16 protein-coding genes are annotated in these 20,118 nt (G+C 60.6%); 6 read left to right on the forward strand and 10 right to left on the reverse strand.

Features of this window, described 5'->3' with window-relative positions; translation table 11 throughout:
* Nucleotides 1-250: 250 nt before the first annotated feature.
* Both J3P86_RS22785 and glyA read left to right on the forward strand, forming a co-directional pair.
* Nucleotides 251-4,099 (forward strand): bifunctional diguanylate cyclase/phosphodiesterase, encoded by a 3,849-nt coding sequence (locus tag J3P86_RS22785; RefSeq protein WP_434696755.1) that lies wholly within the window; start codon nucleotides 251-253, stop codon nucleotides 4,097-4,099.
* 220 nt (nucleotides 4,100-4,319) lie between these two features.
* Nucleotides 4,320-5,573, forward strand: a complete 1,254-nt coding sequence (gene glyA / locus J3P86_RS22790) for a serine hydroxymethyltransferase (RefSeq protein WP_434628118.1) — start codon at nucleotides 4,320-4,322, stop codon at nucleotides 5,571-5,573.
* A gap of 79 nt (nucleotides 5,574-5,652) precedes the next feature.
* On the opposite strand, the gene yjiA is transcribed toward glyA, so the two are convergent.
* The 3 genes from yjiA to J3P86_RS22805 form a co-directional block, all read right to left on the reverse strand.
* Nucleotides 5,653-6,621 carry a GTPase gene (gene yjiA / locus J3P86_RS22795; protein ID WP_434628115.1) on the reverse strand — a complete coding sequence of 323 codons (969 nt, stop codon included), beginning with the start codon at nucleotides 6,619-6,621 and terminating at the stop codon, nucleotides 5,653-5,655.
* Between the two features lie 340 nt (nucleotides 6,622-6,961).
* Nucleotides 6,962-7,159 (reverse strand): YbdD/YjiX family protein, encoded by a 198-nt coding sequence (locus J3P86_RS22800; RefSeq protein ID WP_003201656.1) that lies wholly within the window; start codon nucleotides 7,157-7,159, stop codon nucleotides 6,962-6,964.
* A 15-nt stretch (nucleotides 7,160-7,174) separates the two neighbouring features.
* Entirely contained in the window at nucleotides 7,175-9,241 is a 2,067-nt protein-coding gene (locus tag J3P86_RS22805; protein WP_434571699.1) for a carbon starvation CstA family protein, read from the reverse strand.
* 159 nt (nucleotides 9,242-9,400) lie between these two features.
* Here J3P86_RS22805 and J3P86_RS22810 point away from each other — a divergent pair, with 159 nt between their 5' ends.
* Nucleotides 9,401-9,757 (forward strand): PilZ domain-containing protein, encoded by a 357-nt coding sequence (locus J3P86_RS22810; RefSeq protein WP_434628111.1) that lies wholly within the window; start codon nucleotides 9,401-9,403, stop codon nucleotides 9,755-9,757.
* 64 nt (nucleotides 9,758-9,821) lie between these two features.
* Here J3P86_RS22810 and radA read toward each other — a convergent pair whose 3' ends face one another.
* The 3 genes from radA to katB form a co-directional block, all read right to left on the reverse strand.
* Complete coding sequence (gene radA, locus J3P86_RS22815) at nucleotides 9,822-11,189, reverse strand: DNA repair protein RadA (RefSeq protein ID WP_030140305.1); 1,368 nt, start codon at nucleotides 11,187-11,189, stop codon at nucleotides 9,822-9,824.
* Nucleotides 11,190-11,231: 42 nt separating this feature from the next.
* Nucleotides 11,232-11,780 carry an ankyrin repeat domain-containing protein gene (locus tag J3P86_RS22820; protein WP_434698925.1) on the reverse strand — a complete coding sequence of 183 codons (549 nt, stop codon included), beginning with the start codon at nucleotides 11,778-11,780 and terminating at the stop codon, nucleotides 11,232-11,234.
* A 109-nt stretch (nucleotides 11,781-11,889) separates the two neighbouring features.
* Nucleotides 11,890-13,431, reverse strand: coding sequence for a catalase KatB (gene katB, locus J3P86_RS22825; protein ID WP_434628105.1), 1,542 nt, complete (start codon nucleotides 13,429-13,431; stop codon nucleotides 11,890-11,892).
* Nucleotides 13,432-13,714: 283 nt separating this feature from the next.
* On the opposite strand from katB, the gene mscL reads away from it, so the two are divergent.
* A complete protein-coding gene (gene mscL, locus J3P86_RS22830) occupies nucleotides 13,715-14,128 on the forward strand; it encodes a large-conductance mechanosensitive channel protein MscL (RefSeq protein WP_434571690.1) in 414 nt (137 codons plus the stop codon).
* Nucleotides 14,129-14,172: 44 nt separating this feature from the next.
* Here the strand turns inward: mscL and J3P86_RS22835 are convergent, their stop codons facing one another.
* Complete coding sequence (locus J3P86_RS22835) at nucleotides 14,173-14,949, reverse strand: ferredoxin--NADP reductase (RefSeq protein WP_434628102.1); 777 nt, start codon at nucleotides 14,947-14,949, stop codon at nucleotides 14,173-14,175.
* A gap of 285 nt (nucleotides 14,950-15,234) precedes the next feature.
* Between J3P86_RS22835 and J3P86_RS22840 the strand changes: the two genes are divergently transcribed.
* Together J3P86_RS22840 and J3P86_RS22845 are read left to right on the forward strand one after the other, a co-directional pair.
* Nucleotides 15,235-15,948 (forward strand): autoinducer binding domain-containing protein, encoded by a 714-nt coding sequence (locus tag J3P86_RS22840; RefSeq protein WP_434698927.1) that lies wholly within the window; start codon nucleotides 15,235-15,237, stop codon nucleotides 15,946-15,948.
* 181 nt (nucleotides 15,949-16,129) lie between these two features.
* Entirely contained in the window at nucleotides 16,130-17,254 is a 1,125-nt protein-coding gene (locus J3P86_RS22845; RefSeq protein WP_434698929.1) for a methyltransferase, read from the forward strand.
* Between the two features lie 23 nt (nucleotides 17,255-17,277).
* Here J3P86_RS22845 and J3P86_RS22850 read toward each other — a convergent pair whose 3' ends face one another.
* The 3 genes from J3P86_RS22850 to J3P86_RS22860 are packed head-to-tail and all read right to left on the reverse strand — an operon-like array spanning nucleotide 17,278 to nucleotide 19,914.
* Nucleotides 17,278-17,442, reverse strand: a complete 165-nt coding sequence (locus J3P86_RS22850; RefSeq protein ID WP_434605841.1) for a DUF2474 domain-containing protein — start codon at nucleotides 17,440-17,442, stop codon at nucleotides 17,278-17,280.
* A gap of 21 nt (nucleotides 17,443-17,463) precedes the next feature.
* Nucleotides 17,464-18,471, reverse strand: a complete 1,008-nt coding sequence (cydB, locus tag J3P86_RS22855) for a cytochrome d ubiquinol oxidase subunit II (protein WP_434571683.1) — start codon at nucleotides 18,469-18,471, stop codon at nucleotides 17,464-17,466.
* Between the two features lie 3 nt (nucleotides 18,472-18,474).
* The gene (locus J3P86_RS22860) at nucleotides 18,475-19,914 is read right to left on the reverse strand and encodes a cytochrome ubiquinol oxidase subunit I (RefSeq protein WP_434698931.1); all 1,440 of its coding nucleotides are present in this window, start codon (nucleotides 19,912-19,914) and stop codon (nucleotides 18,475-18,477) included.
* Between the last annotated feature and the right edge of the window lie 204 nt (nucleotides 19,915-20,118).

The raw sequence follows: 20,118 nt of genomic DNA on the forward strand, positions 1-20,118 counted from the left end.
AGGTGAAAAGAACGAGCCAGGCCATGCGCGGCGCGGGCACTTGATGTTGATCAATGCCTGCGGGCCGATTGAGCCTGGGAATCTGGAGCCGGAGCGCTCTTGTTTGACCGGCAAAGCTACCTCAACCGCCGGTCAAGGTCCAGCCGCCCAGGGCTGGCACTTTGCCACAAGTCAAGGCATGCTAGCCGCCCTTCGGGCGTCCGGCTTATAGTGCACGTCGCGCCAGTCCAGCAAACTGCAGGATTACAGCTTGTCCAACGTCACTCCGTCCCCGTCCCCGCGCGCCGCCCCTGCTGTGCCTGGCGTGCCCCTGCGCGGGACATTGAAGGGCGCGCTGGCCTCGCTGGTGCTGTTGCTGCTGGGCCTGCTTTTCTGGCAATTGCTCGACCAACTGCGCGAAACCCAGCAGCAACAGCGCCAATACACCATCGACTACACCGCCGACCTGGCCGCGCAAGTCAGCCTGAACATGGCGTTGAATGCGCAGATTGCACTCAATCTGCTACCGATCGTCGAACAACCGCAAAGCGCCGACGAACAACAGGCGCTGCTGCGCAAACTCCAGCAATCGTTGCCCGAATTACGCAGCCTGGCACTGCTGAGCCCTTCCGGCCGGGTGCTCAGCGACAGCGACGCTACCAGCGAGGATGCCGGCTACCTGGCCGAACTGGTACGGCGCAGTCATGCCCAGGCGCATTATTTCAGCAATGCCGAGGACGGTTCCGTGGTGCACCTGCTATTGCATCAGGCCAGCGGCAGTACTCGCGGTTATTGGGCGTTGCGCCTGACCCCGAGTTTTTTTGCGACATTGACCAAACAGGCCGATACCGGGCTGCGCCCGCTGTGGCTGGTGGAGAACCGGCTCAACCAGCAAATCGTCAGCCGTGACGAGGCCCCGCCCGCGCTCAACCCGACCCGATTGACCGAGCAAGACCTGAGCAACACCGTGTTGACCGTGCCCCTGAGCAGCAGTGACTGGCAGCTGCGCGGGTTGTTCGATCGCAGCCAGGTGCTCGAACAATTGCTGCCCGCGTTCATCGGCAAATGCCTGCTGGGCCTGGCGTTTTCGCTGCTGCCGGTGATCGCGCTGCTGAACATGCGTCGCCGCCAGCGTCAGTTGCATGAGGGGCGCCGCCGCTACCAGGACATTTTCGAGGGCACCGGCGTAGCCCTCTGTGTACTTGACCTGTCCGGGCTCAAGGCCTTTTTTGCCAGGGCCGGCCTGCATGATGGCGAGCAGTTGCGCGCCTGGCTGCAGGTCTCCCAGCAGCTCGAGCAGTTACAGCAGCAAGTGCACGTCACCGAAGTCAACCAGATGGCCTTGAAGCTGCTCAATGTCGACTCCTGCGAACAGGCCTGGCAACTGCTGGTGGGCAACGCGGCAAAAGACAACAACCCGGTTGGCTCGAAACTGCTCGAAGCGCTGCTCGACCAGCACAAACAACTGGAACTGGAAATCAGGCTCCAGGACGCCCATGGTCGTGACCAGCATTTGTGGCTGGTGTTGCGCCTGCCGGAAACGCAGGATGACTATAACGCCGTCATCCTGAGCATCAGCGATATCACCAGCCGCAAGCTCATCGAACTGTCGCTGCTTGAGCGCGAAGGCTTCTGGTCCGACGTGGTGCGCACCGTCCCGGATCATCTTTACGTACAGGACGTCATCAGCCAGCGGATGATCTTCAGCAACCACCACCTGGGCCAGACGCTCGGCTACGACCGTACTGAATTGCACCAGATGGGCGAGTATTTCTGGGAAATCCTGCTTCACAGCGACGATGCCGATCATTACCACCACCTGCGCCAGGAACAGCGCCGCGGCGGTTACACGCAACTGCTGCAATGCCAGTTACGCTTTCGCCATCGCAACGGCAAATGGCGACGTTTCGAGGTCCGCGAACAGGCTCTGGCCCGGGACCGCCATAATCAGGTCACGCGGATCATCGGCGTGGCCAAGGACATCACCGAGCAGATCGAGGCCAGCGAATCGTTGCGCGACAGCGAGCAGCGCTACCGGATGCTCGCCGAAAGCATCAGCGACGTGATTTTCTCCACCGACAGCAAACTCTCGCTCAACTATGTCAGCCCGTCGGTCCAGGCAGTGCTGGGCTACACCGCCGACTGGATCTTCCAGCATGGCTGGCAGTCGACCATCGCCAATCCGCAACAACTGACCGGCATCTACAGCCTGATGGACCGGGTCAGCAAGGCCCTCGACCAGCCCGACCAGTTGGCCGAGCTGCGCAACCAGCTGCAGACCCAACTGTTCCTGTTCGACTGCCTGCGTGCCGACGGGCGCAAGATCCCCATCGAGCTGCGGCTGGTGCTGGTGTGGGACGACAACGGCGCGTTCGAGGGGGTATTGGGCGTCGGCCGCGACATCAGCCAGCAGCGTCGCGCCGAAAAAGACCTGCGCATGGCCGCGACGGTGTTCGAGCATTCGACCTCGGCGATTCTGATCACCGACCCGGCCGGCTACATTGTCCAAGCCAACGAAGCCTTCAGCCGGGTCAGCGGTTATGCGGTGTCGCAGGTGCTGGACCAGTTGCCCAACATGCTGACCGTAGATGAGCAGCAGGAAGCCCACTTGCGCTACGTGCTCAAGCAGCTGCAACAGCACAGCACCTGGGAAGGCGAAGTCTGGCTCAAGCGCCGCAACGGCGAGCACTATCCGGCCTGGGTCGGCATTACCGCGGTGCTCGACGACGAAGGCGACCTCGCCAGTTATGTGTGCTTCTTCAGCGACATCAGCGAGCGCAAGGCCAGCGAGCAGCGCATCCATCGCCTGGCTTACTACGACGCCCTGACCCACCTGCCCAACCGCACGCTGTTCCAGGACCGCCTGCATACCGCGCTGCAATCGGCGGAACGGCAGAAGAGCTGGGTGGTGCTGATGTTCCTCGACCTGGACCGCTTCAAGCCGATCAACGATTCCCTCGGCCACGCCGCCGGCGACCGGATGCTCAAGGAAATGGCCACGCGACTGCTCGGCTGCGTGGCCGATGACGACACGGTGGCGCGCATGGGCGGCGACGAGTTCACCCTGTTGCTGCAACCGCGCGCAAGCCGCGAAATGGCGCTCAACCGGGCGATTACCGTGGCCGAGCAGATCCTTGCCAGCCTGGTCCGGCCGTTTGTGCTCGAAGGCCGGGAGTTCTTCGTCACCGCCAGTATCGGTATCGCCCTGAGCCCACAGGACGGCAACGAGCTGAGCCAACTGATGAAAAACGCCGACACCGCCATGTACCACGCCAAAGAGCGCGGCAAGAACAACTTCCAGTTCTACCAGGCCGACATGAACGCCAGCGCCCTGGAGCGCCTGGAGCTGGAAAGCGACCTGCGCCATGCGCTGGAACAGAACGAGTTCGTCCTGTATTACCAGCCACAGTTCAGCGGCGACGGCAAGCGCCTGACCGGGACCGAGGCCTTGCTGCGCTGGCGCCATCCGCGACGCGGGCTGGTGCCGCCAGGGGACTTCATCCCGGTGCTCGAAGAACTCGGGCTGGTGGTGGACGTCGGCGACTGGGTCATCAGCGAGGCCTGTCGCCAGCTCAAGACCTGGCACCAGGCCAAGGTCCGGGTGCCGAAGGTCTCGGTCAACATTTCCGCCCGGCAGTTCTCCGACGGCCAACTCGGCACGCGAATCGCCAATATCCTGCGCAGCACCGGCCTGCCGCCGGCTTGCCTGGAACTGGAGCTGACGGAGAGCATTCTGATGCGCGAAGTCAGCGAGGCGATGCAGATCCTGGCCGGCTTGAAGAATCTGGGCCTGAGCATCGCGGTCGATGACTTCGGCACTGGTTATTCATCGCTCAACTACCTCAAGCAATTCCCCATCGACGTGCTGAAGATCGACCGTACTTTCGTCGACGGCCTGCCGTCCGGCGAGCAGGATGCACAGATCGCCCGGGCAATCATCGCCATGGCCCATAGTCTCAACCTGGCGGTCATCGCCGAGGGTGTCGAGACCCATGAGCAACTGGATTTCCTCCGTGAACATGGCTGCGACGAAGTCCAGGGCTACCTGTTCGGCCGCCCGATGCCGGCCAACCGGTTTGAAGCGCAGTTCAGCAATGATGCGCTGTTCATGCTCGACTGAGATTTACATCGTCTGGGCGGGCCCCTTCGCGAGCGGGCTCGCTCCCACAGAGGAATGCATTTCAAGTGTGGGAGCGAGCCTGCTCGCGAAAGGCCCGGCCAGGACACCACTTGGGGCGCATGAAACCCATTCGTCCAGGACATGACGTCCTTTCATATGCCTTCCAAAACCGGTTGGGTTAGAATGCCCCCCTTTTCTGCCCCGATCCTTGAGGACCGCCATGTTCAGCCGTGATTTGACTATTGCCAAGTACGACGCCGATCTCTTTGCCGCCATGGAGCAAGAAGCTCAGCGCCAGGAAGAGCACATTGAGCTGATCGCTTCGGAAAACTACACCAGCCCCGCGGTGATGGAAGCTCAAGGCTCGGTACTGACCAACAAGTACGCCGAAGGCTACCCGGGCAAGCGCTACTACGGCGGTTGCGAGTACGTCGATGTGGTCGAGCAACTGGCCATCGACCGCGCCAAGCAACTGTTCGGCGCCGATTACGCCAACGTCCAGCCGCACGCAGGCTCGCAAGCCAACGCCGCCGTCTACCTGGCGCTGCTGTCGGCCGGCGACACCATCCTGGGCATGAGCCTGGCCCACGGCGGTCACCTGACCCACGGCGCCAGCGTCTCGTCCTCGGGCAAACTGTATAACGCCATCCAGTACGGCATCGATGGCAACGGCCTGATCGACTACGACGAAGTCGAGCGCCTGGCGGTCGAGCACAAGCCGAAAATGATCGTGGCCGGCTTCTCCGCCTACTCGCAGATCCTCGACTTCCCGCGCTTCCGCGAAATCGCCGATAAGGTCGGTGCCTACCTGTTCGTCGACATGGCTCACGTTGCGGGCCTGGTCGCCGCTGGCGTCTACCCGAACCCGGTGCCGTTCGCCGACGTGGTCACCACCACGACCCACAAGACCCTGCGTGGCCCACGTGGCGGCCTGATCCTGGCACGCGCCAACACCGACATCGAGAAGAAGCTGAACTCGGCCGTATTCCCAGGCGCCCAGGGTGGCCCGCTGGAGCACGTGATCGCGGCCAAGGCGATCTGCTTCAAGGAAGCTCTGCAACCTGAGTTCAAGGCCTACCAGCAGCAAGTGGTGAAGAATGCCAAGGCCATGGCCGGCGTGTTCATCGAACGCGGCTTCGACGTGGTCTCCGGCGGTACTGAAAACCACCTGTTCCTGCTGTCGTTGATCAAGCAGGACATCTCCGGCAAAGACGCTGACGCCGCATTGGGCAAGGCGTTCATCACCGTGAACAAGAACTCGGTGCCGAACGACCCACGCTCCCCATTCGTCACCTCGGGCCTGCGCTTCGGCACCCCGGCCGTGACCACTCGCGGCTTCAAGGAAGCCGAGTGCAAGGAACTGGCCGGCTGGATCTGCGACATCCTGGCGGACCTGAACAACGAAGCGGTGATCGATGCCGTTCGCGAGAAGGTCAAGGCCATCTGCAAGAAGCTGCCGGTGTACGGCGCTTAACAGCAGTAGCAACAAAAAAACCGGCCCCTGCGGCCGGTTTTTTTTGGCGGTATGAAAACCCAGGCGCAGGCGCGGATGGTCAGAGGAGCGCGGCGTCGAACCCTTCGCGGATCTTCTCTTCAGGCAATTCGTCAGCAATAAATACGATCACGCTTTCCCGAGCTTCACCCTCGGCCCATTCGGTGTCCCAATCGAAACCGTACAGCTTGAGTACGCCCTGGAATACCAGTCGGCGGGGTTCGCCGGCAATGTTCAGCACACCTTTATAGCGCAGCAATTGCTTGCCGTGTTCTTCCAGCAGCTGGTTCATGAACGCACTGAGCTTGTCGATATCCAGCGGCTTGTCGGTGCGCAGCACGAGGCTGCTGATGCGATCGGCCGTGGTGGCCTTGGCGACCGGGCGAAGGCTGAGCCCGCCGCCCAGGTCCGCGTTGAGATTGAAGCCGCGAATGTCGAGTAACTCGGCCAGATCAATCTTGCCGTGCTCGACCACTCGGATCGGCGCCCGTCGGTTAATCCGGGTAAGGCGCTCGGCAAGCGCCTCGGCATGGGCTGCATCCACCAGGTCGGTCTTGCTAAGGAGCAGCCTATCGGCAAACCCGACCTGTGCCTGAGCGATGGCCTGGGTCAGGTGGACCTCGGCGTGGGCGGCGTCCACCAGGGTCAGGATGCCGTCAAGAATGTAGCGTTCGCGCAGGTCTTCATCGATGAAGAAGGTCTGGGCCACTGGGGCTGGATCGGCCAGGCCGGTGCATTCGATCACCAGGCGGTCGAAGGCGATCTCACCGCTGTCCAGCCGCTCGAGCAACAGGTACAGGGCCTTGGTCAGGTCGGTGTGGATGGTGCAGCACACGCAGCCATTGGCCAGGGTCATGACTTGCACCGGATCGTCGCCCAGTAACTGGGTATCGATGCCGGCATCGCTGAATTCGTTCTCGATCACGGCGATTTTCAGGCCGTGCTCGGCCTTGAGCAGATGACGCAACAACGTGGTCTTGCCAGCACCGAGAAAGCCGCTGAGGATCGTGACCGGGATGGGAGAGGACACACTGGATCTCCTGTTTCGAAATTAGAGTAAGGCAAGCAAACTCCTGTGGGAGCGAGCCTTTGTAGCGCATGCGAATCCTGAGTCTGCCCCAAAAACAACTGTGGGAGCGAGCCTGCTCGCGAAGGCGTCCGCTCAGTCGACATCTTCATCGACTGACACTCCGCTTTCGCGAGCAGGCTCGCTCCCACAAGGGCATCTGTGGCGCATGCAAATCCTGGGTCCAACCCAAAACAACTGTGGGAGCGAGCTTGCTCGCGAAGGCGTCAGGTCAGTCGACATCTTCATCGACTGACACTCCGCTTTCGCGAGCAGGCTCGCTCCCACAGGGGATTACTTCAGTTCAACAGCATTTGGGGCCACCCTTGCCACCGTAACGGGCTTCCTGGCGTTCTCGGAAGAACGCCTCGTAGTCCATCAGCGGCTTGTCGGGGTGCTTGGTTTGCATGTGCTCGACGTAGTTGTCGTAGTCGGGCATGCCGACCATCAGGCGGGCGGCCTGACCGAGGTATTTACCGAGGCGACTCAAGTCATTGAACATCGTTGCAATCCCCTATCAAGCGTCCGGCAGCGCCTGGAATGGCGCTTCCTTGTCCGTGCGTTCTTTCGTGCCCCAGGCGGCGATGCCGACCTTGAGCGCGTAGAACAGGATGCTGAAGACCACGAACAGGAACAACACCGTCAGCGTTGCGTTGGTGTAGGCGTTGAACACCACGTGCTGCATCTGCTCGATGCTCTTGGCTGGGGCCAGGATCTGGCCGGCGGCCAGGGCATCGTTGTATTTGCGCGCCAGGGCCAGGAAGCCGATCGCCGGGTTGGCGTCGAACAGCTTGATCAGGCCCGCGGTGGTGGTGCAGATCAGCAGCCAGCTGGCCGGCAGCAGCGTGACCCAGACGTAGCGCTGGCGCTTCATCTTGATCAGCACCACGGTGGCGAGCATCAGCGCGATACCGGCCAGCATCTGGTTGGAGATGCCGAACAGCGGCCACAAGGTGTTGATGCCGCCCAGCGGATCGATCACGCCCTGATACAGCAGGTAGCCCCACAGCGCGACGCAGCCGGCGGTGGCGATCAGGTTCGCGGTCCACGATTCGGTGCGCTTGAGGGCCGGGACGAACGAGCCGAGCAGGTCTTGCAGCATGAACCGCCCGGCACGGGTGCCGGCGTCTACCGCGGTGAGGATGAACAGCGCTTCGAACAGGATCGCGAAGTGGTACCAGAACGCCATGGTGTTCTCACCCGGCAGCACCGAGTGGAGGATCTGCGCGATACCCACCGCCAGGGTCGGCGCACCGCCGGCACGGGCCAGGATGGTGGTCTCGCCGATGTCCTTGGCCACCGCTTGCAGCGCGTCGGGGGTGATTGCAAAACCCCAACTGCTGACGGTCTGGGCCACGGCCACCACGTCGGTGCCGACGATCGCCGCCGGGCTGTTCATGGCGAAGTACACGCCCGGCTCGATCACCGAGGCCGCGACCATCGCCATGATCGCCACGAACGACTCCATCAGCATGCCGCCGTAACCGATGTAGCGGGCGTTGGTTTCGTTATCCAGCAGCTTGGGCGTGGTGCCTGAGGAGATCAGCGCGTGGAAACCCGAGACCGCGCCGCAGGCGATGGTGATGAACAGGAACGGGAACAGACCGCCCTTCCACACCGGTCCGGTGCCGTCGGTGAACTGGGTCAGCGCCGGCATTTTCAGCTCGGGCATGGTCACCAGGATGCCGATCGCCAGGGCGATAATGGTGCCGATCTTGAGGAAGGTCGACAGGTAGTCCCGTGGCGCCAGGATCAGCCACACCGGCAGCACCGCGGCGACAAAGCCGTAGCCGATCAGCATCCAGGTGATCTGGATCCCGGTGAAGGTGAAGGCCTTGGCCCAGACCGGGTCGGCGGCGATCTGCCCGCCCAGCCAGATCGAACCGAGCAGCAACAGCACGCCGATGAGCGAGATTTCACCGATGCGGCCCGGGCGGATGTAGCGCATGTAGATGCCCATGAACATCGCGATCGGGATGGTCGCCATCACCGTGAAGATGCCCCACGGGCTCTCGGCCAGGGCCTTGACCACGATCAGCGCCAGCACCGCGAGGATGATGATCATGATCAGGAAGCAGCCGAACAGCGCGATGGTGCCGGGGATGCGGCCCATTTCCTCGCGCACCATGTCGCCCAGCGAGCGACCGTTGCGGCGGGTCGACAGGAACAGGACCATGAAGTCCTGCACCGCACCGGCCAGCACCACGCCGGCGATCAGCCAGAGCGTGCCGGGCAGATAGCCCATCTGCGCCGCCAGCACCGGCCCGACCAGCGGCCCCGCGCCGGCAATGGCCGCGAAGTGGTGGCCGAAAAGGATGTGTTTGTTGGTCGGGACGTAGTCCAGGCCATCGTTGTTGAGCACGGCGGGCGTGGCCCGGCGCGCATCGAGTTGCATCACGTTGTTGGCGATGAAGAGGCTGTAGTAGCGGTAGGCGACCAGGTAGATGGCCACAGCCGCGACGACGATCCAGAGGGCGTTGATCGGCTCTCCGCGGCGCAGGGCCACGACGCCAAGGGCGCACGCGCCTACGACGGCCAGCAGTAGCCAGGGCAGATGGCGTAGCAGGCTATTATTGTTTTTCATTTTTTTATTCCAGCCAGGGTGGACAAGAAAGACAGCCACCCGAGTTTAGCGCTTACCGGCGTAAAGGCCATACCCGACATTCGTCTGCCAATGGCCAAACGGGCACGATGCTGCGCCAGCAGGGTCTATAGTCAGTAAATCTCCAGAGGGATTGCGTAAATGAGCGAACGTCGCCGCTTCGTACGAATTGAGTTCCATGCCGAGACCGAACTGAGCCAAGGGCCGTTCATCTGGCCGGTAAAGCTGCTGGATCTATCCCTCAAGGGGCTGCTGATCGAAAAGCCCGAACCCTGGATTGGTGACCCCGAAAAGTCCTTCATGGCTGATATTCATTTGAGCTCTGAGGCCGAGGTCAAGATGGAAGTCCGGCTGACTCACGACGACCATGGTCACTTGGGCTTTGTCTGTGAACACATCGACCTGGATTCCGTTGCGCATCTACGTCGGCTGGTAGAACTGAATCTGGCCGACCATGACGAGCTGGAGCGGGAACTGGCGGCGCTGATCCATATCTGACGGCACCGAGCTCCCCTGTGGCGAGGGAGCTTGCTCCCTGGCCACAAAAGGCCTGCACAAGCCGCTATTCAAACAAAGCATCCAACGCCTGCTCCAACCGCGTCACCGCAATGATCTGCAACCCCGCCGGCGCTTCCTTCGGCGCGTTCCCCTTGGGCACGATGGCGCGCTTGAAACCATGTTTGGCCGCTTCCTTGAGCCGCTCCTGCCCGCTGGGCACCGGCCGCACTTCACCCGAAAGCCCGACCTCACCAAACACCAGCAAATCGTGCGGCAGCGGCCGATTGCGCAGACTGGACATCACGGCCGCCATCAACGCCAGGTCGGAGGCGGTCTCCAATACCTTCACCCCGCCCACCACGTTGAGGAACACATCCTGATCGTGGGTAGGAATGCCGCCGTGTCGGTGCAAGACAGCCAACAGCATGGCGAGCCGGTTCTGATCCAGGCCCAGGGTGACCCGGCGCGGGTTCGCCAGGTGGCTGTCATCCACCAGCGCCTGGACTTCCACCAGCATCGGCCGAGTGCCTTCCCACGTCGCCATGACCACGCTACCCGGGACTTCTTCCTGGGCACGCGTGAGAAAAATCGCCGATGGGTTGGAGACTTCCTTCAGGCCCCGGTCAGTCATGCCGAACACGCCCAATTCGTTGACGGCGCCAAAACGGTTCTTCACCGCTCGCAACAAACGCAGGCGACCGTCCGATTCGCCTTCAAAATACAACACCGTATCGACCATGTGTTCCAGCACCCGAGGGCCCGCCAACGCGCCCTCCTTGGTGACGTGGCCGACCAGGAAGATCGCCGTGCCGCTCTGCTTGGCATAACGCACCAGCAACGCCGCGCTTTCGCGCACCTGGGACACGCCACCCGGTGCCGATTGCAGCTGTTCGGTGAAAATCGTCTGGATCGAGTCGATCACCATCACCTTGGGTTTTTCCAGGCGCGCCGTGGCGATGATGGTTTCGATGCAAGTCTCGGTCATGACGCGCAACTGATCCTGGGGCAACCCCAGCCGTCGTGCGCGCATTGCGACCTGTTGCTGGGATTCTTCGCCAGTGACATACAGCGCCGGCATGCGAGTGGCGAGATTGCACAGGGTTTGCAGCAGGATGGTGGATTTGCCGATGCCCGGATCTCCGCCGATCAGTACCACCGAACCATCCACCAGACCGCCGCCCAGCACGCGATCCAGTTCGCCAGACGCCGTGGAAAAGCGCGGGATTTCTTCGACGCTGACCTCGGCCAGGGTCTTGATCTGGGCTTGTTGCCCAGCCCAACCCGTGCGCCCGGTGGGTGCCGCCGCCCCGCCGCTTTCCACCATGGTTTCGGTCAGGGTATTCCAGGCCCCGCACTCACTGCATTGGCCAGCCCATTTGGGAAAGGTCGAGCCGCACTCGGTGCAGCCGTACATGCGCTTTGCCTTGGCCATCTGAACTCCGGGTAAAAACCGCGATGATAGCCTAGCCAGGCTTTACTGCGGGGCCGGCATTCTGATTTCACCCTTCGCCAGATCCGCCGCGCTATTGCCCAGCGGATCCCTGGCCTCCAGGTCGGCGCCCCTGGCCTTCAAGGCATCGAGCAATTCGTCACGCTTGAACAGGCCCGCATACATCGCAGCGGTCTGTCCGGCACCGTTGCGTTGGTCCGGACTGCACTCGGTGGACAACAAACGGCGGGCGATCTGGACTTCACCCTTGAAGATGGCGCCCATCAACGCAGTATTGCCGCGTTTGTCCTGGGCGCAAGCATCGGCGCCAGCGGCCAGCAGCCGCTCTACCGCGGGCGCGTGGCCGTGATAAGCCGCCAGGATCAGCGCCGTGTAGCCCTTTTCATCCCGGGTGTCGAGCGAATAACCGGCCTTGATGAAGGTATCGAGCATCGGCACATCGCCCCGGCGTGCAGCGTCGAAATAATAGTCTTGCAGTTGCTCCCGCACCGCAGCCGGATCGGCGGGTACAGGTTGCTCGGCCAACACGCCCACCGACCAGGCCACGAGTACCGATAGAAGAACATTTCGCATCAGGCTTCTCCTTATGACGCAGGCCTGTGGGAGCGAGCCTGCTCGCGATCCAGGCAACGCGGCCTGCCTGGGCACCGCATCGCGAGCAAACTTGCTCCCTACAGGTCGATCAGTCGCTCAGCTTCTCGGCCAGCGCCTTGACCCGCGCCAGGTCGCCTTTGGCGACACGAGCCACGCCGGTGCCGTATTCGGGGTCAGCCTTGTAGAGATACGACAGGATGATGTGCTTGCTCTCATCATCAGTCGTTGCCAATGACCCACCGAAGCTTTCGATCAAGTCATTGCGCTCCTTCTGATTGAACGAGCGGTACAGATCACCCGCCTGCTTGAAGTTCTGCTCGCGCTGGATTTTCGCTTGCTGGGTGCTGCCGGTCAGCGCTGCCTGGCTATAGCGCGCCGCAGGTTGCTCTTCGCGCGGCATCAAGCGACTCGGCTGGTAGTTCACGCCAGTGCTGGTGCTGCCGAAATTCATCGCACCGTCCTGGTTGCCATTGTTTACCGCGACCTTGGGCGCGTTGATGGGCAACTGCAACGCGTTCGGCCCGACCCGGTACATTTGCGTATCGGCATAAGAGAAGACCCGACCCTGCAACAGGCGATCCTCGGAAGGCTCGATACCCGGGACCAGATTGGCCGGGGCCATCGCGACTTGTTCGGTTTCCTGGAAAACATTCGCCGGATTACGATTCAACACCATCTGCCCAACTTTTCGCTCAGGCACATCCGGCCAGATCTTGGTGGCGTCCAGCGGATCGAAATCGAACTTCGACAACTCTTGCGGCTTGAGCACCTGAACGTACAGATCCCACTTTGGAAAGTCACCCTTGTTGATATGACTGACCAAATCATTCGTCATATGGCTGTAATCCTGCCCTTGCACTTTCACTACTTCTTTTGGATCGAGGTTTTTCAGCCCCTGCAAACTTTTCCAATGAAACTTCACGTAACTGATATCGCCCTTGGCGTTGATCAGTTTGTAAGCGTGCACGCCATTGCCGTCCATTTCGCGATAACTGGCCGGGGTGCCGGAGTTGGAATACAGCTCGGTCAGCGTGCGGGTGGCTTCCGGTACGTGGGAAAAGAAATCGAAACGACGCGAATCATCGTCCAGGTTGGTCCGCGGGTCGGGCTTGAACGCATGGACCATGTCGGGAAACTTGATTGCATCACGGATGAAGAACGTCGGGAAATTATTCCCGACCAGGTCCCAGTTACCATCGGCCGTGTAGAACTTGGTGGCGAAGCCTCGAGGATCACGCAGCGTCTCAGGCGAATGATTGCCATGCACCACGGCGGAAAAACGGACGAACACCGGCGTGACCTGTCCGGCGGCGAATACCTTGGCCTTGGTCAGGTCGCTCAGGTCATTGGATACCGTAAACTCGCCATGCGCACCGGTACCACGGGCATGCACCACACGCTCGGGGATCCGTTCACGGTCAAAACGCTGGAGCTTCTGGATCAGTTGCACATCCTGCAGCAGGGTCGGGCCGTTGGGGCCGGCGGTCTGGGAGTTCTGGTTGTCGCCCACTGCCGCGCCATTATCCCGGGTCAGGGTGGCGGCATTGACGGACAGGGAAAACAGGCTGGCGGTCAGCACAACAAGGGTATGGCGGTTGGAAAAAGCACCAAGGCCAAGGGAAGTGTTCATGTGAGTTTCCTCTGATTTATAGAGCGCATCCATGTGCGCCTTTCAGAGGCTAGTGCTCGACAAACCGAAACCTAAATAGAAATGCCGTACCGACCTGATAGAAAAAACAATATGGGGAATCGGCCCTGAACCGCGTATCACGCGCGATTGGTGGCACTTTGTAAACTTTTTGCGAGGCCCTGGGTCGATAACTGGCAAGCTTTGTAAGCATGCATGTCAGGCAAGACCCGTTTAGCTGACTTACACTGCGGCTATAAACCTCATCTGTCACAAGGAACAACTCATGGGCGTGCTAAGCGAGTTCAAGGCCTTCGCGGTCAAAGGCAATGTCGTCGACATGGCCGTTGGGATCATCATTGGTGCTGCTTTTGGCAAAATCGTTTCGTCATTCGTTGGCGACGTGGTCATGCCGCCGCTCGGCCTGCTGATCGGCGGAGTGGATTTCAGTGACCTGGCGATCACGCTCAAGGCGGCCGAAGGAAATACGCCAGCGGTGGTGCTCGCCTATGGCAAATTCATCCAGACGACAGTGGATTTCATCATCGTGGCTTTCGCCATTTTCATGGGCGTCAAAGCCATCAACCGCCTGAAGCGCGAGGAGGCCGTCGCTCCGAGCGCGCCGCCTGTTCCTACCAAGGAAGAACAATTGCTCAGCGAGATCCGCGACCTGCTCAAGGCTCAGAACGAGAGGCCTTGAGGATTCGCCGGCCCAAAAATGGCGTCCCACGGACGCCATTTTTTTCACCAGTAATTTTCCACCGCCACCTGGCCGGGCCGCCGCGTGAGGCTCAGTTGCAAGCCCCTGGCCTTGAGCAACTTGCGCGTGTCGTCAATCATCTGCGGGTTGCCGCACAACATGACCCGCGAATGCTCTGGCGTCAGCGCGACACCGGCGGCCTGTTCCAGCTCGCCATTTTCGATCAGTGTGGTGATGCGTCCGTTGAGGGCGCCAGGGTGTTGTTCACGGGTAACCGTCGCAATGAAGCGAAACTTATGGGCGTATTCGACGAGGTAGTCTCGCCGGGGCAACGCGTCGATCAAGGCCTGGTAGGCCAATTCCGGTGACTCGCGGACGCTGTAAACGAGGATGATCCGCTCGAATTTTTCCCAGACCTCGAAGTCCTGCAGGATAGAAAGAAACGGGGCGACCCCTGTCCCGGTGGACAACAGCCACAAATCGCGACCGTCAACGAAACGGTCCAGCGTCAGGTAACCAAAGGCCTGGCGCTCGACCAACAAGCTGTCACCCGGCTTCAAGCGGCTGAGCTCGCTGGTGAATTCACCGTCCGGCACGACGATGGAAAAAAACTCGAGAAACTCGTCGAACGGCGAAGAAACCATGGAATAAGCCCGCCAGACGGCCGTGCCGTCCGCCTTGACCACCCCCAGCCGGGCAAACTGACCGGCGCGGAAACGAAAGCCGCGATCCCGGGTGGTACGCAGGGTAAACAGGTGAGGCGTCAGGGGCTGCACATCGATCAGGGTTTGGCGGGTAAACTTTTCTGCGCTGTCGGTCATGAGCCTCTCCAATGGGACGAGGACCGTATTGTCCCGTAAACCAAGCACGTTAACCACTTACGATCAGTAATGATACTTAGGTCGTACATCACACATCTTCCCAGCGGATTCCTTCATCAAAGTTATACAAAAACAAATTAACGTATCGAAAACCGTAATAGAAAATCGTCAATTCAATAGCAACTAACGCCGATAAAAAAATGCCTGAAGCGTAGGAAATACCCTACACTAATTTTCGCAGCATCAATTGGATCCACATCACTGGACGATACCCAGGAGAACGCCATGGATGCATGGAAGGATTTACAACTAAGGAAATTGTCGTGCGAGCAGGACCTGCAAAAAGCCTATCGCCTCGTACAAAATTTCTTTAATTATCAAGGATTTGAATACTGCGCCTTCGCCGCCTACCCGACTTTTGCGGACAGACACAGGCATCGGATCAATATCAACAACTACCCTTATGGATGGAACAGGCTATACAAACAAAACGGTTATGCGGCGAACGACCCGATACTGGCACACTGCAATCAATCATCGCTGCCAATTCTCTGGAGCGAAGATATTTTTTGCGAGGTCCCCGAATTATGGCAAGCACTTGAACACCAAGGGCTAAGCCATGGCTGGACACAAGCCGTCCATGAGGAACGGGGCACCTATTACAGTCTGTTCAGTCTCGCCAGGATGCAACGCCCCATCGACCCCGAGGAGCATTATGGCAACCTGGGCTATGCCATTTTCGCCAGCCAACGGTTGCATGCGCTGGCAGGCCGGCGAATGTCCGACGCCGAGCCTTCGTCACAGACAGTCCATTTGTCGCCAAGGGAAATTGAAGTATTGAGGTGGTCCGCCGAAGGCAAGACGGCATCGGAAGTCGGCAGGATCCTCTGTCTTTCCGAGCGCACCGTGAATTTCCATGTCAACAGCTGCATGCGGAAACTGAACGTGGCCAACAAAATCTCGGCGGTTGCCAAGGCGGCCCATATCCATGTGATCTGATCAGCAAGGCAGAACAGCCCGCTGAAAAACCCACGAGTATTACCCGGCAAAAAAACGTACCATTTACGGTCCCACTTGAATGATGACGTGCCAGGCACGCAACGCAGTTCATTCAGGCGGTCCCGCTGAGACACCTGCCCCCAGGCAGCGGGACATTCGTTGATTTGCCAGAGTTCCCGCCATGCCCTTGCTAGACAGTCCCTTCGCCCAACTTGACCTGATCCGCCAACCCGAACAGCAGAACGAACCACTGCAGGCATTCGACGCAGCCGATGAATATCTGCTTGCGTACCTGGCCGAACAGCAGCCGGGAGTGGATATCCGGGTTCTGGTACTCAATGACGGCTTCGGGGCCCTGGCGGCGAGCTTGGCCGGCAAGGTGAAGGTCACCAGTAGCGGCGACTCGTTCCTTGCCCTACAGGCATTGGAGAAAAACCTGGCGCGCAACGGTTTGCCCTTCGATGCGGTACCGATCGTGCCCGCCAGCGAACCGCTGACAGGGCCGTTCGACCGTGTCCTGATCAAAGTACCCAAGACCCTGGCCCTGCTGGAAGAGCAATTGATCCGGCTGCAAGAGCAACTGGCTCCAGGCGCTCAGGTCATAGCCGCCGCGATGGTCAAGCATCTGCCACGGGCCGCTGGCGATCTGCTGGAGCGCTATATCGGCCCGGTACAGGCCTCGTTGGCGGTGAAGAAGGCCCGCCTGTTGATTGCCACGCCACAAACCAGGACCACCACCGCCTCTCCCTACCCCACTCGCTATTGGCTGGATGAGCCGAAAATCGAGTTACTCAATCACGCCAACGTATTCTGTCGCGAAGGGCTGGATATCGGCACGCGCGCCTTTTTGCCACACCTGCCAAAAAACCTCGGCACGGCGCGGGTGGCGGACCTGGGGTGCGGCAACGGTGTACTGGCTATCACCAGCGCCCTGCACAACCCGCAGGCCCAGTACACGTTGGTGGATGAGTCATATATGGCGGTCCAATCGGCCGCTGAAAACTGGCGAGCGGCCCTGGGCGAGCGTGAGGTGACCCTGCGGGCCGGCGATGGACTCGCCGGACAAGCGCCGCAATCTTTGGATGTGGTGCTGTGCAATCCACCCTTCCATCAGCAGCAAGTGGTCGGCGATTTCCTCGCCTGGCGGATGTTCCAGCAAGCCCGCGAGGCATTGGTGGTTGGCGGCGCGCTGTACATCGTCGGCAACCGGCACCTGGGCTACCACAGCAAGCTGGCTCGGTTGTTCCGGGGAGTCGAGCAGGTCGCCGCCACGCCAAAATTCGTGATTCTCAAGGCCCGCAAGTAGCCCTGGCATTCAGTGCGGTCCGCTCAATGAGTCGTCAGCCCGGCGGCGTTCATGAACATCCGCATCAGGCTGGCGACGATGAACAGCGCCAGCACACTCCCGGCCCAGATCGCCACCAGCCAGCCGAGCCGCTGCCACAACGGTTTTTTCTCAGCGGCTTCGATGTCTTTCAAGTCAGGCTTGGCCATTCTCGGCACCTCGCAGGTCGGTCAATGGTAGCCATCGTCATGGGTGACCTTGCCGCGGAACACGTAGTAGCTCCAGAAGGTGTACACCAGGATCAACGGAATGATGAACAGCGTGCCGACCAGCATGAAGCCCTGGCTCTGAGGCGGTGACGCGGCGTCCCAGATCGAAATGGATGGCGGCACGATGTTTGGCCACAAGCTGATGCCGAGGCCACTGTAGCCAAGAAAGATCAACACCAGCGTCAGGATGAACGGCGTGTAGTTGGCGTTGCGGGCCACGGCGCGGAACAAGCCGTACATGGTGACGAGCACCAGGATCGGCACCGGCAGGAACCAGAACAGGTTCGGCAGGGTGAACCAGCGTGCCGCGATGTCGGCGTGAGCCAGCGGCGTCCAGATGCTGACGATGCCGATCACGGCGAGCACCACGAATGCCAGTGGTCTGGCCAGGTCGTGCATCTGCTCTTGCAGCTTGCCTTCGGTCTTCATGATCAGCCAGGTACAGCCGAGCAAAGCGTAGGCGGCGATCAACGCCAGGCCGCAGAACACCGTAAATGGCGTGAACCAATCCAGGGAGCCACCGGCAAACTGGCGATTGACCACCTCGAAACCGTCGATGAATGCCCCCAGCGCCACGCCCTGGAAAAAGGTCGCCGTCAGCGAACCACCGATGAACGCCTTGTCCCACAAATGCCGCTTCTCGGCCTTGGCCTTGAAGCGGAACTCGAATGCCACGCCCCGGAAGATCAGGCCGACGAGCATCAGGATCAGCGGCAGGTACAGCGCCGAGAGCACCACCGAATAGGCCAGTGGAAACGCCCCGAACAGCCCGGCGCCGCCCAGCACCAGCCAGGTTTCGTTACCGTCCCAGACTGGCGCGACGGTATTCATCATCACGTCGCGGTCGCGTTCGCCCTTGACGAAGGGGAAAAGAATGCCGATCCCCAGGTCGAAGCCGTCCATGATCACGTACATCATGATGCCGAAGATGATGACCACGGCCCAGATCAGCGGAAGATCAATACCCATGACTCAATTCCCCTTGTGCGAGCTGTCGTTGTGGTCCACTTCGTCGTCGCCTTCGTTGGCGGCCGACAATGGACGGGCCGGGGTGCGTTTCTGGCCCGGACCGCCATCGCTCGGCTCGGCTTCGTGAGCCACTGGGCCCTTGCGCACCAGGCGCAGCATGTAGCTCAGGCCCGCACCGAACAGCGCGAAATACACCACCACGAACATGATCAGGGTGAAGCTCATTTGCGCAAAGCTGTGGCCGGACGAGGCATCCGCCGTGCGCATCAGGCCGTAGACCACCCAGGGTTGGCGGCCGATTTCAGTGGTGAACCAGCCCGCGAGAATCGCAATCAAGCCCGACGGTCCCATCCACAGCACCAGGTGCAAAAACGGCCGGGATTGGTAGAGCCGTTCACCACGCCGCAGCCAGAGGCTGCACAGGCCGGTGAAAATCATCAGCAGCCCCAGGCCCACCATGACCCGGAACGACCAGAACACGATGGTCGAATTCGGCCGGTCCTCCGGCGGAAACTCCTTCAGGGCCGGCACTTGATCGGTCAGCGAGTGCGTCAGGATCAGGCTGCCCAGATAAGGGATCTCCACGGCAAATCTGGTTTCCTCGGCTTCCATGTCCGGCCAACCGAACAGAATCAGGGGCGTGGGCTCGTCGCCGACGTTTTCCCAGTGCCCCTCGATCGCGGCGATTTTTGCCGGCTGGTGCTTGAGCGTGTTGAGCCCGTGGAAGTCGCCGATGACCGCTTGCACCGGCGCCACCAGCAGGGCCATCCACATCGCCATGGACAGCATCCGGCGAATGGCCGGATTGTCGCGACCACGGAGCAAATGCCAGGCCGCCGACGACCCGACGAAGAACGCCGTGGCAACAAATGCCGCAACCGACATGTGCAACAGGCGGTAAGGGAACGAGGGATTGAACACCACCGCCAGCCAGTCCACCGGGATGACCCGGCCATCGATGATTTCGTAGCCCTGCGGAGTCTGCATCCAGCTGTTGGAGGAAAGAATCCAGAAAGTCGAGATCAGGGTGCCGATCGCCACCATGGCCGTGGAGAAGAAGTGCAGTCCCCTGCCGACGCGGTTCCAGCCGAACAACATGACCCCGAGGAAACCCGCCTCGAGGAAGAATGCGGTGAGCACCTCATAGGTCAGCAACGGCCCGGTGACCGCACCGGCAAAGTCCGAAAAGCGGCTCCAGTTGGTGCCGAACTGATAGGCCATGACCAGCCCGGACACCACGCCCATGCCGAAGTTGACGGCAAATATCTTCGACCAGAAGTGGTACAGGTCGCGGTAGGTGTCGTCACGCGTCTTCAGCCACAGCCCTTCGAGCACCGCCAGGTAACTCGCCAGGCCAATGGTGATGGCCGGGAACAGGATGTGGAACGAGATGGTGAATGCGAACTGGATTCGGGCGAGATCGAGCGCCTCCAAACCGAACATAAGTCTTCCTCTGTCAGGTAAAACCGGCTGCGGGCGGGGCTTGCATCACAGCTCCCTGGGGATATGGAGTGTGATGCTTTTCAAATCGTTCTTTTTTTAGAACCGTCACAACGCAGGATTCTGGCCGGGTGGCCCCAGCGCAACGCCTTTGCAGGCATTGATCTGGGTCAAGCAATGTTCAAAGAGTAGACCCATATTTGCCGA

The sequence above is a fragment of the Pseudomonas sp. D1-1 genome, from assembly GCF_051132225.1.
GTDB lineage: Bacteria > Pseudomonadota > Gammaproteobacteria > Pseudomonadales > Pseudomonadaceae > Aquipseudomonas.